The sequence below is a fragment of the Corynebacterium qintianiae genome (assembly GCF_011038645.2).
GTDB lineage: Bacteria > Actinomycetota > Actinomycetes > Mycobacteriales > Mycobacteriaceae > Corynebacterium > Corynebacterium qintianiae.
Window position 1 is genome coordinate 1,748,963 of record NZ_CP064955.1, and the last position, 13,944, is coordinate 1,762,906.

A 13,944-nucleotide genomic window follows, 5' to 3' on the forward strand; every position below is an offset into this window, starting at 1 on the left:
AAGCTTGAGCGCATAACCCGACTAAGGAGGCTTGACCATGACCGAGAAGAACACCCCGAATAACGAAGACAGCATCAACGATCTCACCGATCCGGACGCCGACGCGCAGTTCCAGGAGGAAGTCTCCACTGAGGAGGAGAAGTAGATGGCTCAGGATTCTGACCGCAGCCAGTCGTCGGAGAAGGAGAAGCTTCTCGACGCCGCCGTGACGCGCATCGGCAACTCCCCGACGAACTTCAACTCCGTCGACGACTTCGAGAACGCGGAGAACGAGACCGCGACCACTGACGAGGGCCACCTCGACGAGCACCCCAACACGGAAGCGCGCACCGGGCAGGTTGAGGAAGGCCTCGACGACGGTAACAACCGCTCCCAGCTGTAAATGCGCGGCCCGCAGGTTGATGCAGCTCGCGCGCGTGAAGCGCTCGACGCCTTAGAGAGCATTCGCCGCCGGGCCACCCGCCGCCCCTCATCGTGGGCATGGGTGGTGCCGGCGGCGCTGTGTTTCGGTCTGGCCGTGTTCCTGGCTATGCAGCGCAGCGTGTGGGCCCTAGTGCCCGCCCTCCTGGCGCTGGCGCTGGCTATTGGCCTCGAGGTGACCCGGCGTCGCAGGCCGGTGCGGGCGGCTTTAAAGCAGCCGGTCCGGCCGGATCCGCCCTTTAGTTGGCGCCTCGTGGCGTTGTACTTGGCGGCTTATGCACTTGTTCTCGCTGTGCCTAAGGGCAACGTGCTGGTCTCGGCGGTGGTGGGCTGTGTGGCGACGGCGGCCACGCTGGCGGCGGGCTGGACGTCGAGGCCGCGCTGAATTTTCCTTCTCCCCCTTGCACGCATATCGATTTACGATATTATCGAATTGCGACAATATCGATTGTCGATACACCCTTTCTGTCAAGGAGGCATCATGGCCCAAACCGCCCACCCCGCAACCCCAGCCACCAAGAGCTTTAAAGAAGCGCTCATCGCCGTCGCCTTCGTCGTCATCCTCTGGTGCATCCCGGAGATCTACCAGATGTTTTCTAACGGGATTGTCATCACCCGCCTCTCTCCCGCGCTGTCCGACGGGTTAGCCGTGGCGGCACTTCCGCGCGCTATTGTCATCGCCTACGTCGTTGCCTTCGCGCTCAAATACGCCTCGCTCATCGCCATCGCCGCATTCCTCATCAGGGCGTTTGCCTCAATGCTTCGCGGCACACTGTTTTCCACCACCGTGACCAAGTCGCTGCGCTTCGCCAGCTACGGGATTGTCGTCTGGATCATCGCGCGCCTCGGCATCGAAGGCCTGGCCAACAACCACGCGGCCTTCGTCCTCGGAGTCGATTCGTGGTGGAACACCGGATCGGGCACACCCCTGTCTGACCTCAGCCCCGCGATCATCCTCATGGCTACGCTCATCGCATTCGAAGCTGTTCTCCAGCGTGGCAAGGCTCTCGAAGAGGAGGTTGACGGCCTTGTCTAAGACACCCCGCGTCGTCTGCCGCCTCGACGCCCTCATCGAGGCCCGCGGCATCACCGGTGCCGCGCTCGCCGAACAGGTCGGCATCACCCCGGTCAACCTCTCGGTGCTGCGCAACAACCGGGCGAAGGCGGTTCGCTTCACCACCCTCAGCGCCCTGTGCGAAGCCCTCGACTGCCAGCCCGGCGACATCTTCGAGGTCGTCTACGACTAGTACTGTGGGCAGCATGACTTTCCCTGCCCCGTCCATCGACTCCTATGCGCTGGTCACCGGCGCGTCGCAAGGCATCGGCGAAGCCATCGCCCGCTACCTTGCCTCCGCCGGCTACAACCTCATCCTTGTCGCGCGCCGTGAGGACGTGCTCATGCAGCTTGCCGACGCCCTCTCGGCCCGCCACGGCGTCAACTGCGACGTCTTCGCCGCCGACCTCTCAAAGGAACGCGACGTCACGGCCCTTATCGAGCACATCCATAACCGCACGGTAACCATCTGCGTCAACTCCGCGGGCATCGCCTCGTTCGGACCGTTCATGTCGGCCGACTGGGATTACGAGGTCAACCAGTACAACCTGAACGCCACCGCCGTGTTCCGCATCACTAAAGCTGTACTCGACCAGATGGTGCCGCGCGGCGAGGGCGCGCTGTGCAACGTCGGCTCCGCCGCCGGCAACATGCCGATCCCGAACAACGCCACTTACGTGTTCACCAAGGCTGGGGTGAACACGTTCACCGAGTCGCTGCACTACGAGCTCAAGAAAACCGGTGTGCACTGCACCCTGCTCGCACCCGGCCCCGTTCGCGAGGCCGTCGTTCCGGACGAGGAAAAGACAATTGTTGACAGGGTTGTGCCCGATTTCCTTTGGACCACCTACGAGTCTTGCGCGAAAGACACCCTGGCCGCCATACGCCGCAACAAGCGCCGCGTCGTGCCCGGACCACTGTCGAAGGCGATGGACGCCGTGTCCACCTACACCCCACGCGGGTGGCTGTCGCCGCTGATGGGCAGCTTCTACGAGAAAATGGGAGACGAGTAGATGGCCTCCGAGATCGCCGCGAAGAACGACCGCATTGTCTGGGTCGACCTCGAAATGACGGGGCTCGATCCCTCCAAGCACGTCATTGTAGAAGTTGCCGCCCTCGTGACCGATGCGGAGCTAAACATCCTCGGCGAGGGCGTCGACATCGTCGTCCACGCCACCGAGGCCGAGCTCGCGGAGATGGATGAGGTCGTCGTGTCCATGCATACCGACAACGGCCTGCTCCCCGAGATCGAGTCCTCTACGGTCACCCTCGCGGAGGCCGAGGAAGCGGTGCTGGGGCTCGTCGCCAAGCACTGCGACCCCGCCCACCCCGCGCCGCTCGCGGGCAACTCCATCGCCACTGACCGGGCGTTTATCCGCGAGCACATGCCGCGTCTCGACGCCGCGCTGCACTACCGCATGATCGACGTCTCCACCGTTAAGGAGCTATCCCGGCGCTGGTTCCCCAAGGCCTACTTCAACCAGCCCGCGAAGGGGATGGCGCACCGCGCGCTGGCGGACATCGTCGAGTCGGTTCGCGAGCTCGACTACTACCGCCGCTGCGTCTTCGTCGCTGCCCCGGGGCCCGACTCGCAGGAAGCAACCGAGGCGTCCACCGCCGCGCGCGACGCCTACCAGCGGTTTTTGTAATAACCGGGGCGCATACTAATGTAGAACCCGCTGCAAAAACAGCGATGGTGGCTGTAGTTCAGCTGGTAGAGCACCAGGTTGTGATCCTGGGTGTCGCGGGTTCGAGTCCCGTCAGCCACCCCAGATTAATGCCCCGGCCCGCACGTTCGCGAGCCGGGGCATTCTAGTTCGACGCTCTCCCCCCGTTACGAGCCGGCGGAACGAAAGTCTCCACCCGCACGAGGGCTTTTGCAGTTAAAGTGCCGCAACCTGCGTGTGGAATGAATACTCTCCTCAAGTTATGGGACGTTTCCGAGATCACGTGTTCAGGTCGGCCGCGGTTATCGCCGTTTCCGGTGTCCTCGCTGCCGCGGTACCCGCAACGGCAGCCGCGGACACTGCAGGTGCCCCCGCGGGTACCAGACTCATGCACCGCGACCTCAATTCCACGGACAGCGTCCCGTGGTCCGGCCCGCGCACTCCGCATCTCGCGTCGTGGTCGGTGCCGGGGGCGACCTGTTCGACGCTGTTCCAGGGTTCGGACGGGATGGTCGTTGGACTGTGCACTAAGTACGTCGGCGTCGAGCACGGCCTCAACGTGGTCGTCCCCTCTGTCGCGCTGTTCCATCCCCAATCAGCCCAGATGCTGGCGTCGCGTGAACTGCGCAAAGACGGCCTCTTGGGCGGAGTGTACGGCTACTTGGATGAGGACAACCGGGTGGTTATCGCAGAGGGCCACGACATTCTGCGGATCGGTTACCACCAATCTGGAAAAGGCTGGGTGCTAACGGAAGATGAGCGCACCCCGCTGCCCGACTTGGGAACGGATGCCGCGGTAGCGGGGGTGACGCCCGATGATGCCGGGCGCGTATGGTTCGCCACCAAGGATTCCGTCGTGGGGGTGATTGACCACGACGGCCGCGTCACCACGACGCGCCTGGGTACTCAGACCGACGGTGGAGAAAGTATCGCAAACGGGCTCACCGGACGACCGGGTGGCGCAAGTGTGCTCACCACACACGCCCTCTACGACGTCGCGCTTGTGCCCAACGGGGAGATCTCGACACTCTGGAGGCGCGAGTACGACCGCGGCTCGGGGCGCAAACCAGGCCAGCTCTCCTGGGGCTCCGGAACCACCCCAACCGTGTTCGGAGACAACGGCGAGTGGGTCGCAATCGTGGACAACGCCGACAATTCACCCCGCCTCTTTGTTCTCGACGCCGCAACCGGCAAAGACGTCTGCAGTATCGCGGCGTTCGAGTCCAGCGGGCCGGGCACCGAAAACAGTGTCATGGCCTCGGGCAACTCGTTGTGGATCCCGTCGACCTACGGCTTCGACTACCCCCCGTTCGCAGTCGGCGAGCCGAGCGTGCCTGCCGACGCCCCGTTTTCCGGCGGGCTGACCAAAATTAACGTCGTCCCGCGCGCCGATGGCGGAGCGGAATGCGTGCGGGAGTGGGAAAACAATACGCGCATTGCCACCCTGCCGATGCTCACCGCTGCGGACAACCGTATCTGGGCATTGACCACCGGCGATTCAGCGGGCAGGAATGAACATGAGGTCAGCTTGCTGGGAGTAGACGCCTCGACCGGAAACGAGGTGGCCCGTCTTCCCCTCGGCGTGTGGCCTTTCGACGCCCCGCTGCAGCTCACGGGCATGATCACGCCGGAGGGTGAAGTCTGGCAGGCAACCGCCACGCGTCTGCTGCGGATCGGAGCTGAGGGACAAAGCGAGCAGACGAGCTCCTACCCGTTGTCGTCGGGCCCGTCCTCGTTGATCTCGTCCCAGCTCAAGTTCCAATAACCGAGTCCGTCCCAACCCGGGAGTGTCTCACCGTCGGTGTTGACCACCTTCACTGGGTCGCCGCGCTTAACGGTTTCCTGGTACCACTTCGCGTCCTCCGTGCTGGCGTTGATACAGCCGTGGGACTGGTTGTACTCGCCCAACGCGCCAGCCGCCCAGGGCGCAGCGTGCACGTAGATTCCGGAATAGGAAATCTGGGTCGCGTACTTCACCGGCGTCTTGTACCCGCCGGCATCGAGGCTGAGACCGTACGTGGTGGAGTCCATCACCATGGACTCGTTCTTGTCGCCCACGACATAGGTACCGTTCGGGGTCTCCCAACGCCCCGAGCGTCCGAGGGAGACGGGGAACGAGCGGAGGACCTCACCGCCGCGGGTCACGGTCAGCATCTTCGTTGCGTTGTCGACCGTGGTGAGTACTTCATCGCCCACCGTGAACGACATTTCGGATGACTCGGCTCCATAAACCCCGCCACCGAGATCCCGGCCGTAAATGTCGGCCTTGACGGTAACCTCTGTCCCGGGCTCCCAAAACTCCTTCGGCCGCCACAACACGACGTTGGAACTCTGCCAGAAGAATCCACCCTCGGTGCCGTTGGACGTCTCCACCTCGATGGCGTCCTGCGCCTTCCGCTTGTCCGAGGGCGCGTAGCTGAAGTGGATCGGGATAGCTTGGCCGACGCCCACCTCGGCACCGTCCTGGAGCGCGAAGTAGACGGACGTCTGCGCATTCGGCACGACCGTAGTGAACGTGCGGTCGATGGGGTTGTCGGCGCGGTCGTGGCCGGTCAGGGTGTAGGTGCGTCCATATCCGAGGGGCTCGGCGGTGGTCCACTCGGTCATGTCGTCATTGAACTCGCCTTTGACGATCTTGCCCGACTCGTTCTTCAGCTGCACCGCGCGGATGCCGGCCTCAGCTGAGACCACGATAGGTTCGGATGGGGAGACCTTGGTCGCCCCATCGCTGACGGAGACTTCGGGAGCCGGGTATTCGGCAACCGGCTCGGTAGTAATGCCTTCGGCCTTCTTTCCGGCAGCCTCATGCACTTGCCCGATCGAGCACGCGGTCAAAGCGAGCCCAGTCAAAGAGAGCCCAAGGGTCACAACTGTCGCGACGCCCGCAACGCGGCGCGCGGCTCCCGGCAACAAACTCATGTACTTCCTGCTTTCCCGCCCGACACCTGTCGGAGAATTGCGATGCCCTGAACACCTTAACGCTTCCCACGACGAAACGTTAAAAATCGACACACTACCCCCCAACAGACGTCGTGAACTGCGGATTTCACCCCGTATCTACCTGGGTGCTATATTTCTCTTCGTTGCAAAAACAGCAGCGGGGCAAGCCCAGAGGGGTTTTCCACAAACAGAATATGCGCCATTAGCTCAATTGGTAGAGCAACTGACTCTTAATCAGTGGGTTCGGGGTTCGATTCCCTGATGGCGCACCACACCACAGGCCGGCGAGGGTTTCCTCCCGGCCTGTTGCCGTCGGCGGGTACATTGTCCCTATGACTACCGCATTAGTGATCGTGGACGTGCAGAACGATTTCTGCCCCGGCGGCAGCCTTGCCACGGCGCACGGCGACGAGGTCGCGAAGAGGATTTGGCAGCTCGTCGAGGGTGACCACGGGTACGCCCACATCCTGGCCACCCAGGACTGGCACATCGACCCGGGCGCGCACTTCTCTGACTCCCCCGACTTCGTCGACTCTTGGCCAGTGCACTGCGTCGCCAACTCCGTGGGTGCGGAGCTTCGCGCTCCCCTCAACCCCGGACTCATCAGCGCTTTCTTCCGCAAAGGAGAGTACTCGGCGGCTTACTCGGGCTTCGAGGCCTCTAACGGTGAGATGGGGCTCGCTGACTGGCTTAACGACGCCAACGTGCAGGCCATCGATGTCTGCGGCATCGCGACGGACCACTGCGTCCGCGCCACGGTCATCGACGGTCTGCGGTCGGGCTTCCACGTCCGGGTGCTCAGCGACCTGTGCTCGCCTGTCGACGACGCCCGCGGTCGGGCCGCCCTCGCGGAAATGCAGGCTTCCGGCGCGGAACTGGTGTAAACCGAACGCCCCCTGAAAAACCCAGGCAGGTCAAGGGGGCGTCGATACGCTGGCGCGTACTAGCGGCGCGCGAGCAGGCGCTGAAGCTCCTTGAGCTCCTTCTTGCGCTTGCGGCCGTTGAGCACCTTGATGCCGACGAGAAGAGCGACGCCGACACCGATGCCAGCCAAGACCTTCTGCACGGTATCGTCCTGCAGGAAGCCAGCCGCCTGGTCCTTCGCATTGTCCGCGATCGTGGACGGGTTGGCGCGGTGGGCGAGCTCGTCGAGAGTGCTGGCGAGCTGGTTGCGGGTGCGCTCGATGTCGCGCTCGATGTCGTTGATATCTCGTGCCACGGTGGTGATCTCCTACGGTTCTCGGTTTTTACCTAAACAATCTTGCTCCCACATTAGTGTAAAAACGGGGAGCATGACCGAAAACACTCGTTTGCACAAGGGCGAGACCGCGCCCGCGTTCAGCCTCGTCAACGACGAGGGCAAAACTGTCTCGTTGTCGGACTACGCGGGGCGCAAGGTCCTCGTCTACTTCTACCCGAAGGCCAACACCCCCGGCTGCACGACCGAGGCGTGCGACTTTAGCGACAAGCTCAGCGACTTCAACGAGGCCAGCGTCGATGTCATCGGCATCAGTCCGGACACACCCGAAACGCTGGCGAAGTTCCGTACCGACCACGACCTGAATATCGAGCTTCTCTCGGACCCCGAGAAAGCTGTCATGAAGGCATGGGGCGCGTACGGCGAGAAGCAGAACTACGGCAAAACCGTCGTCGGAGTTATCCGCTCAACGTTCCTCGTCGGGGCGGACGGCACAATTGAGGAACTGCAGTACAACGTGCGCGCCGCCGGCCACGTCGGGCGCATTCTGCGCGACTGGCCGGTGTAGCCCCGGCTCTAAAACAACCCCATCGCAGAGGAAGTCAGCGCCGATAGGGGCGCAGACGACTGAGACAGCGGGCCGATGATGCGGGTGACAAAGTCGATGATGGGGTCCCACAGCTGCGGGGGGAACAGAACGGCAAGTTGAGAAGACATGTAACGGTTTCTTTTCTTCTCCTGAATAGTTGGATGTATCACTTAAGTGATTTCCTCCCACCACGATTTCGTTACACGAGAGAGACGGGCCCATGACATCTTCCCTATCGTCCCTTCCGGTGCGCCCCTGGCAGCGAGCGGGCATCGTGGCCGTCTGCGCTACGTTGCTCGGCATCGCCACCGCGCCCCGCGCTACCGCTCAGAGCTCACAGGACGGTGGAGTGTTCTCGGCTCTGTCGTCCGGCTCCTCCCAGCCTGCGGGCAGCCCCAGCGGATCATCGGGGTCGGATGAGCCCCTGGTGACGCGGGACCGCCCGGCGCCCCAGGCTGCGGCCGTCCGCCTCGGCGACGAAGTCCTCCGCCAACCCACCGAGGACGAAGCCCGCGCGATCGAGCTCAACCCCGGTGTGGAGTACGCCGAAGCGTTCTCGCCGGCAATGAACATGGAGGTCAACATGCTCATCGCACGGCCGCAGGACCCCGCCCTCCGGGAGAACGCCCCGACGATTTACCTGCTCAACGGCCTCATCGGCGGCACAGGCTGGTTCGAGTTCACCGACGCGGCGGCGTTCTACACCTCACGCGGCATAAACGTGGTCATGGTCACCTCGGGGGCGTTTTCGTACTACACCAACTGGATACAGGGCAACGACCAGTGGGACACCTTCCTCGGTGCAGAGCTCCCGCTCGGCATCGAGCCGCGCCTCGGCGCCAACGGCAAGAGAGCGATCATGGGAGTGCCCATGTCCGCCACTTCGGTGCTCTCCCTCGTTCAGAACAACCCGGGAACGTACGACGGGGTGGCGTCCATCTCCGGGTGCGCCTCGACCACTAGCCCGCTGGGCAAGCTAGCCGCGGACAGGGTCTTCGATTCCGCACACATCCCTCTGACGTTTGAAGATGTGTGGGGCGACCCAACCGGTGACTACGCCCGCTACTACGACCCGATGCTCAACCTGAACAAGCTCTCCCCTGCGTTCCAGGGCAAGGACGTCGCCATCTTTATCTCGTCAACAAGCGGTTTGGCCGGTGACGAGTCGCTGGCCACCACGAACGACGTTGCTCCCGGTGACGTGGATGAGGCGATTAACTTCGTCACTGTGGGCGGCCCGATCGATTTCGCCGCGAACGTCTGCACCCACGTCCTGCACCAACGCCTCAACGCCCGCGGCATCGACCATGATGCGAGGTTCTACCCGCAGGGCACCCACAACTGGAACTCGTTCAAGTGGGCGCTGCCCGATTCGTGGCCGACGCTCGCACCTGCTCTCGGCCGACCGGTGGAATGGCTAATCCCACAGTCCCCACTGTGGGGCGGGTGACAACCGCTCCTCTTCGGACTTGTCGCTGCACAGTGGGAAGACCTCAGCGCGAAATCGCACCCGGATTCGCCCTAAAATCTTGCCTGAGGTCTTCCCTGGTCCTAAAAGAGTGCGCCCGGGGAGACTTGAACTCCCACGTCCGAAGACACTGGAACCTAAATCCAGCGCGTCTGCCAATTCCGCCACGAGCGCGTGCGAAACAACATGTTACATGTCCACCCTATTCGGACGGAATCATGCCGTGGGCACCGAGGAAGTCGAGCATCTCCGCGGCGATACGTTCGCGGTTGTGGCGTTTAAGGAACTCGTGGCCCTCGTCCTCGAACAGCAACAGGCGAGTCGGCACTCCGCGGGCATCAAGCGCTTGCTTCATCTGACGCGACTCGCTCGGCGGCACGTTTGTGTCATGCTCGCCGTGGATGAACATGACAGGGGCGGTGACGCGGGCAGCGTCGGCAAGCGGCGAGAAACACTTCAGCAGCTCGGCGTCCTGGATCGGGTAACCGTATTTCGGGTATGCGGCGCTGGCGATCCACGGCTCGGTGTCGCGGTAGAACGTTTGGATGTCACTCATGCCACACGCCGCGATCCCGCAGCGGAACAGCTCGGGAAACGCTGTCATCCCCTGCAGGGTGAGGAAGCCGCCGTACGAGCGGCCAGACACCGCGACCCGCCCCGGGTCCGCGAGCCCGATGGACACCAGAAAGTCGACGGTGTCCTCCAAATCCCTGATACCGGCGAAGCGCCCGTAACGGTTGTCGGCGTTGACGAAGCTGCGCCCGTAGCCGGAGGAACCGCGCACGTTGGGGGTGAATACGCTGATCCCGGCGCGCATGACCTCGGTGAGCACGTCGTGGTACTCGGGCCGGGACTGCCCCTCGGGCCCGCCGTGGAGGTGAACCAGCATCGGGCGCTTTTCTTCCGGGTGACGCGCGCGGTAGAACCAACCGGACAGCTCGAGACCGTCGCGGGCCGTGTAACTGACGTGGTCGGGGGCGTTATCGGTGATCTGCGCACCCCGCATCACCTCGCCAAGCGCGATCTTCGGCCGGAACACCTTCACCTGTGGCTTAACGTCCGGGCCCTGCACCGTCAGGGCGAGGAGGGAGCCGTTGCTGGTGACGGAGAGGTTGGAAGCCACCATGCCGGGCAGGTCGATAGAACGGCGCGCGGAGATCTTCAGCAGCGGCGACATCACCATCACCTCCAGCTTGGACACCCCGTTACGGCACCATAGGACGGCGGCGACACACTTGTCGCGGCTGAACACGATCTGCTCCACGTCGGCGTCTCCGTATTCGGCGATGACGGTCATCTCCGGCAGGCCGCCGGTGAAATCGATACGCATGAGGCGACGCCGGTTCGCACCCCAGTCGCCGTGGATGACCAGGGACGGCGGGCCCTCCTGACCCTCGTCGAGCGGGAGCACCACACCCCCATCCACTGTGGCGCCCGGGTCCGGCGGCAGAAGCGGCTGCCACGTCCCGTCTGGGTGGATGAGCAGCAACTCCCGATTGCCGCGCGGTCCGACGCGCATGAGTGAGTACCCGCCCTCGCAGTCCACGAGCATGGAGTCGGCGCGGCGGTCGAGCACCTTGTGCGTGCCGGCGAAGGGGTCGACGAGGCGGGCCTCGGTCACACCGTCGTCCTGGAACGCGGCGACGGCGAGGTACTGCTTATCCCACTCCACGATGCGCACTCGCACGTCCCCGGGCATGTTCACGCCGGTGGCGGAGGAGTCGTCCGGGTCGGTGGTGACCAGCCAAATCTCGGAGCGCTCGGAACCGTGCGGAGCGGCCTCGCAGGCGAGCCACTTGCCGTCGGGCGAGTGGAGCACCCGGGTGACGGGGCCGTCGACGGGGATGCGCACACGGCGCTCCCGCCCCACCGCGCCGTCGGCCTCGATCTGGGCCTGGACGGCGTAGGGGTAGGCGTCGTCACGCACGATGAACGCTATCTCCGAGCCGTCGGGGCTTAGCGACGGCCCGTAGGTGAAACGGGTGTCACCCTTACTCGAGCGCACTACTGACGTCCTCCCGTGACAATCCAGGTGTCCTTTCCTCCGCCGCCTCGCGACGAGTTGACCACGAGCGATCCGGCCGGGGCCACCCGCGTCAGCCCGGCGGGCGCCGTTGCCACGCTAAGGCCGTCGCCGTTGCCCCGCAGGTGCGTGAACACGCGCAGGTCCACGTGCCGCGGCTGCATCGCCGCCCCGTCGAAGGTCGGCAGCGTCGACAGCGACACTACCTCCTGGGCCACGAACTGCTCGGGCTTGACCATTAGCTCCCGTCGGCGCTCCTCCAACTCCTCGTCGCTCGCCTCCGGTCCGATGGTGATCCCCGAGCCGCCGTAGCCGTCGATGGGCTTGACCACGAGCTGGTCCAGGCGTTTCAGTACCTCGTCGCGTTGCTCCCGGATTGCGCAGAGGTACGTCGGCACCGAGTCGAGGAGAGGCTTCTCTCCCAGGTAGTACTCGATCATCTGCGGCACGTAGGCGTAGACGGCCTTGTCGTCGCCGACGCCGTTTCCCAGCGCGTTGGCGATGGCGACGTTGCCCGCAGTAATCGCACGCAGGATCTCGTAGCGCAGCTCGCTGCCGTCCGCCCCGCGCGACGAGAGGAACATGTCCTCGTCCATGCGCAGGTACACCACGTCGATGCGGTGCCGGGTGCCGGGGGTGACCTCCCACAGCACGTTGCCTTCGACGAGCAGATTCTGCGGCAACACCAGGTCAATCCCGGCGGCCTCGGCGATCTTGACCTGCTCAAAGTAGCTGCCGTCTTCCTTGCCGCGTGTGACCACCACGATCCGCGGGTCGTCCTGCGGGTGGGGCGGCAGGGCCGCGGCGAGGGTCTGGCCCATCATCGCGTAGCCCTCGGCCGGGTCGTTCAGGGGCTGCGGTGCCGCGGCGAACAGCGCCGGGTAGTTGCGCCGCATCATCTCGCGCGCCTCCACTGCGAACGCGATGCCGGAGGGCTGGCGCACGTTGTCTTCCAGGATCTGCCACCCGGTCTCCGAAAAAATCAGGTCGGAACCCGAGACGTGGTTGCGCACCGTGCCACGCCACGCCGCCCGCCCGGTCGAGCGGTAACCCGGCGACTTTTCCAGGAGGTCGAGGCCCACAATGCCGTCGCGCACGATGTCCTGGTCGCCGTAGATGTCACCGAGAAACGAGTTGAGAGCTTTGGCACGCTGCTCCACCCCGGCGGTCAGGTGCGCCCACTGGTCGGGGGTGATGATGCGCGGGACCATGTCGAGCGGGAAAGCCTGCTGCGTGTCCATCCCCGTCGCGCGGAACGTCACTCCGGCGGCGCTGAGATCGCGGTCAGCCGCCGTCTGCAGGTTCCGCAACTCCACCGGACCGAGCTCACCCGCGGCGCCGAGCACACCGGCGTAGGCGGGCCGCGCGGTGCCGCCCTTGTCGACGGCCTCGTCAACGTAGTCGCCGTGCGCCCACGCATTCGGGCGGTACGCGCCGAACAGGGACCCCTCCGTGCCCTCATATTCAGTTAGCCAGCCGACGGTTTCGGAAAGGAGCTGGTCCACGACGTCGTCGAGGCGGCCGCGGCTGCGGTAGGCGCGCCGCTGCCGGTAGGCGCTGGTGCCGGTGCGGATGATGCCCTCGACAAATCGGCGCACCATCTCCAGGTCGCCGCTAGCGGCGAGCTCGTCTGCCAGCTCATCGACCACCGAGTGCAGCACTTCGGCGGCCGGTCTGGGCGCGAGGGAGTCGGGGCAGATCAAGTCCCCTTCCAACCCGGAGCGCGAGGCGCGCCACATCATCGCCCGGTGCACGGCAGGGTTGTGCGGGGGCGTCGGCGTGCAGGCGTCGACAAGCGAGGCTTCGCGGGCCACCATCGCGCGGAACAGTGCCGCGATGGTGGAGATCGCGTCCACCGACGGGCAGGAGTCGCACACGCGAAGCTCGAGTGAGCCGTCGCTTATCGACGGCCCCAGGCTGAAATACATCATGCCCGCATCCGCGATCACCCCGGCCGTGACGAGCGTATCAACGAGTGCGTCGTATTCAGCGGCGTCGCGCACGGGAGCGAACGGGCCGCTCGTGGGCCAGCGCTGGCCCGTCAAGTCGCGCGAGCTAGCGTAACCGGTGTCGCTCCCCTCGACACTAAACGGAGAGGACGCGGAGAGCGCCAGTAAAAGGGGCAGGTGGCGGCTGATGCCCGGCGACACCGCGACGGCCTGGTCCCGGTCGCGCACCTCGGCGTGGATCTCCGCGCTGCAGATCAGCTGTTCCCGGGCCAGCAGCGCGTAGTCGGCGCTCATCTCCATGTAACGGCTGCGCGGGGTGATGCCCAGGCTCCCGCGGTGCGCCAGAGGCATGGTGCCCGCCGCTGCGATGGCCAGCCCCAGCGGCTCTGCGGCCGCACCGACGGTCGCGCGGAGGTGGAGCAGTTCATCGCGCAGCGCTGTGACGTCTGCGTGGGATCCGCTTTCCACCCGGAGCATCGAGTTTTGGATCGACGGCGCGAAAGACTCGCCCTCCAGCTGCCCGAGAAGCACGTCCGCTTTCGGAGCCAGCCGCCGCGTCTCGGTGTCCACCAGCTGGAATTCCTCGAGAACCCTCATCTGTCGCGTAGTCATGTCCCCACGATAGTGGAGTCGGGG

Annotated in this window: 15 protein-coding genes and 3 tRNA genes; 12 read left to right on the plus strand and 6 right to left on the minus strand. The window is 64.7% G+C overall.

The genetic code is table 11. The features are described 5' to 3' along the window. Positions 1 to 145: 145 nt before the first annotated feature. The 8 genes from G7Y29_RS08510 (at position 146) to G7Y29_RS08545 (ending at position 4,906) form a co-directional block, all read left to right on the plus strand. On the plus strand, positions 146 to 382 hold the full coding sequence (locus G7Y29_RS08510; RefSeq protein ID WP_136652871.1) for a hypothetical protein: 237 nt from the start codon (positions 146 to 148) through the stop codon (positions 380 to 382). A 102-nt stretch (positions 383 to 484) separates the two neighbouring features. Then, positions 485 to 805, plus strand: a complete 321-nt coding sequence (locus G7Y29_RS08515; protein WP_165004413.1) for a hypothetical protein — start codon at positions 485 to 487, stop codon at positions 803 to 805. 96 nt (positions 806 to 901) lie between these two features. After that, on the plus strand, positions 902 to 1,456 hold the full coding sequence (locus G7Y29_RS08520) for a hypothetical protein (protein ID WP_165004410.1): 555 nt from the start codon (positions 902 to 904) through the stop codon (positions 1,454 to 1,456). After that, on the plus strand, positions 1,440 to 1,667 hold the full coding sequence (locus tag G7Y29_RS08525) for a helix-turn-helix domain-containing protein (RefSeq protein ID WP_165004408.1): 228 nt from the start codon (positions 1,440 to 1,442) through the stop codon (positions 1,665 to 1,667). The genes G7Y29_RS08520 and G7Y29_RS08525 overlap by 17 nt, the downstream gene beginning before the upstream one ends. A 13-nt stretch (positions 1,668 to 1,680) precedes the next feature. Then, positions 1,681 to 2,487 (plus strand): mycolate reductase, encoded by an 807-nt coding sequence (cmrA, locus tag G7Y29_RS08530; RefSeq protein ID WP_165004406.1) that lies wholly within the window; start codon positions 1,681 to 1,683, stop codon positions 2,485 to 2,487. Further along, complete coding sequence (gene orn, locus G7Y29_RS08535) at positions 2,488 to 3,123, plus strand: oligoribonuclease (protein ID WP_165004404.1); 636 nt, start codon at positions 2,488 to 2,490, stop codon at positions 3,121 to 3,123. Positions 3,124 to 3,170: 47 nt separating this feature from the next. Then, positions 3,171 to 3,246 (plus strand) — tRNA-His (locus tag G7Y29_RS08540). Between the two features lie 157 nt (positions 3,247 to 3,403). Further along, positions 3,404 to 4,906 carry a hypothetical protein gene (locus G7Y29_RS08545; protein ID WP_196820138.1) on the plus strand — a complete coding sequence of 501 codons (1,503 nt, stop codon included), beginning with the start codon at positions 3,404 to 3,406 and terminating at the stop codon, positions 4,904 to 4,906. Here the strand turns inward: G7Y29_RS08545 and G7Y29_RS08550 are convergent. Then, entirely contained in the window at positions 4,849 to 6,060 is a 1,212-nt protein-coding gene (locus tag G7Y29_RS08550) for a L,D-transpeptidase (RefSeq protein ID WP_165004402.1), read from the minus strand. The genes G7Y29_RS08545 and G7Y29_RS08550 overlap by 58 nt on opposite strands. A gap of 217 nt (positions 6,061 to 6,277) precedes the next feature. Here G7Y29_RS08550 and G7Y29_RS08555 point away from each other — a divergent pair. Both G7Y29_RS08555 and G7Y29_RS08560 read left to right on the plus strand, forming a co-directional pair. Further along, positions 6,278 to 6,353: transfer RNA gene (locus G7Y29_RS08555), tRNA-Lys, on the plus strand. 60 nt (positions 6,354 to 6,413) lie between these two features. Further along, on the plus strand, positions 6,414 to 6,965 hold the full coding sequence (locus G7Y29_RS08560; protein WP_165004400.1) for an isochorismatase family protein: 552 nt from the start codon (positions 6,414 to 6,416) through the stop codon (positions 6,963 to 6,965). A 59-nt stretch (positions 6,966 to 7,024) separates the two neighbouring features. On the opposite strand, the gene G7Y29_RS08565 is transcribed toward G7Y29_RS08560, so the two are convergent. Continuing rightward, on the minus strand, positions 7,025 to 7,300 hold the full coding sequence (locus tag G7Y29_RS08565) for a DUF3618 domain-containing protein (RefSeq protein WP_165004398.1): 276 nt from the start codon (positions 7,298 to 7,300) through the stop codon (positions 7,025 to 7,027). 73 nt (positions 7,301 to 7,373) lie between these two features. Between G7Y29_RS08565 and bcp the strand changes: the two genes are divergently transcribed. After that, positions 7,374 to 7,847, plus strand: a complete 474-nt coding sequence (bcp, locus tag G7Y29_RS08570) for a thioredoxin-dependent thiol peroxidase (protein ID WP_165004396.1) — start codon at positions 7,374 to 7,376, stop codon at positions 7,845 to 7,847. An 8-nt stretch (positions 7,848 to 7,855) separates the two neighbouring features. Here the strand turns inward: bcp and G7Y29_RS08575 are convergent, their stop codons facing one another. Continuing rightward, positions 7,856 to 7,996 carry a hypothetical protein gene (locus G7Y29_RS08575; protein WP_165004394.1) on the minus strand — a complete coding sequence of 47 codons (141 nt, stop codon included), beginning with the start codon at positions 7,994 to 7,996 and terminating at the stop codon, positions 7,856 to 7,858. A gap of 92 nt (positions 7,997 to 8,088) precedes the next feature. On the opposite strand from G7Y29_RS08575, the gene G7Y29_RS08580 reads away from it, so the two are divergent. Beyond that, positions 8,089 to 9,318 carry an alpha/beta hydrolase gene (locus G7Y29_RS08580; protein WP_165004392.1) on the plus strand — a complete coding sequence of 410 codons (1,230 nt, stop codon included), beginning with the start codon at positions 8,089 to 8,091 and terminating at the stop codon, positions 9,316 to 9,318. A gap of 110 nt (positions 9,319 to 9,428) precedes the next feature. Here the strand turns inward: G7Y29_RS08580 and G7Y29_RS08585 are convergent. From G7Y29_RS08585 to G7Y29_RS08595, 3 genes are all read right to left on the minus strand, one after another. Next, positions 9,429 to 9,510 (minus strand) — tRNA-Leu (locus G7Y29_RS08585). A 28-nt stretch (positions 9,511 to 9,538) separates the two neighbouring features. After that, entirely contained in the window at positions 9,539 to 11,341 is a 1,803-nt protein-coding gene (locus G7Y29_RS08590) for a S9 family peptidase (RefSeq protein ID WP_165004390.1), read from the minus strand. After that, positions 11,341 to 13,920 (minus strand): YbdK family carboxylate-amine ligase, encoded by a 2,580-nt coding sequence (locus tag G7Y29_RS08595; RefSeq protein ID WP_249399736.1) that lies wholly within the window; start codon positions 13,918 to 13,920, stop codon positions 11,341 to 11,343. Before G7Y29_RS08595 ends, G7Y29_RS08590 begins: the two co-directional genes overlap by 1 nt. Positions 13,921 to 13,944 lie beyond the last annotated feature (24 nt).

What these genes read in the sequence shown, in the direction of transcription:
- G7Y29_RS08545 (WP_196820138.1), top strand. Translation starts at nt 3,404, where the DNA reads ATGGGACGTTTCCGAGATCACGTGTTCAGGTCGGCCGCGGTTATCGCC.
- bcp (WP_165004396.1), top strand. Translation starts at nt 7,374, where the DNA reads ATGACCGAAAACACTCGTTTGCACAAGGGCGAGACCGCGCCCGCGTTC.
- G7Y29_RS08595 (WP_249399736.1), bottom strand. Translation starts at nt 13,920, where the DNA reads ATGACTACGCGACAGATGAGGGTTCTCGAGGAATTCCAGCTGGTGGAC.
- cmrA (WP_165004406.1), top strand. Translation starts at nt 1,681, where the DNA reads ATGACTTTCCCTGCCCCGTCCATCGACTCCTATGCGCTGGTCACCGGC.
- G7Y29_RS08520 (WP_165004410.1), top strand. Translation starts at nt 902, where the DNA reads ATGGCCCAAACCGCCCACCCCGCAACCCCAGCCACCAAGAGCTTTAAA.
- G7Y29_RS08510 (WP_136652871.1), top strand. Translation starts at nt 146, where the DNA reads ATGGCTCAGGATTCTGACCGCAGCCAGTCGTCGGAGAAGGAGAAGCTT.
- G7Y29_RS08575 (WP_165004394.1), bottom strand. Translation starts at nt 7,996, where the DNA reads ATGTCTTCTCAACTTGCCGTTCTGTTCCCCCCGCAGCTGTGGGACCCC.
- orn (WP_165004404.1), top strand. Translation starts at nt 2,488, where the DNA reads ATGGCCTCCGAGATCGCCGCGAAGAACGACCGCATTGTCTGGGTCGAC.
- G7Y29_RS08560 (WP_165004400.1), top strand. Translation starts at nt 6,414, where the DNA reads ATGACTACCGCATTAGTGATCGTGGACGTGCAGAACGATTTCTGCCCC.
- G7Y29_RS08550 (WP_165004402.1), bottom strand. Translation starts at nt 6,060, where the DNA reads ATGAGTTTGTTGCCGGGAGCCGCGCGCCGCGTTGCGGGCGTCGCGACA.
- G7Y29_RS08580 (WP_165004392.1), top strand. Translation starts at nt 8,089, where the DNA reads ATGACATCTTCCCTATCGTCCCTTCCGGTGCGCCCCTGGCAGCGAGCG.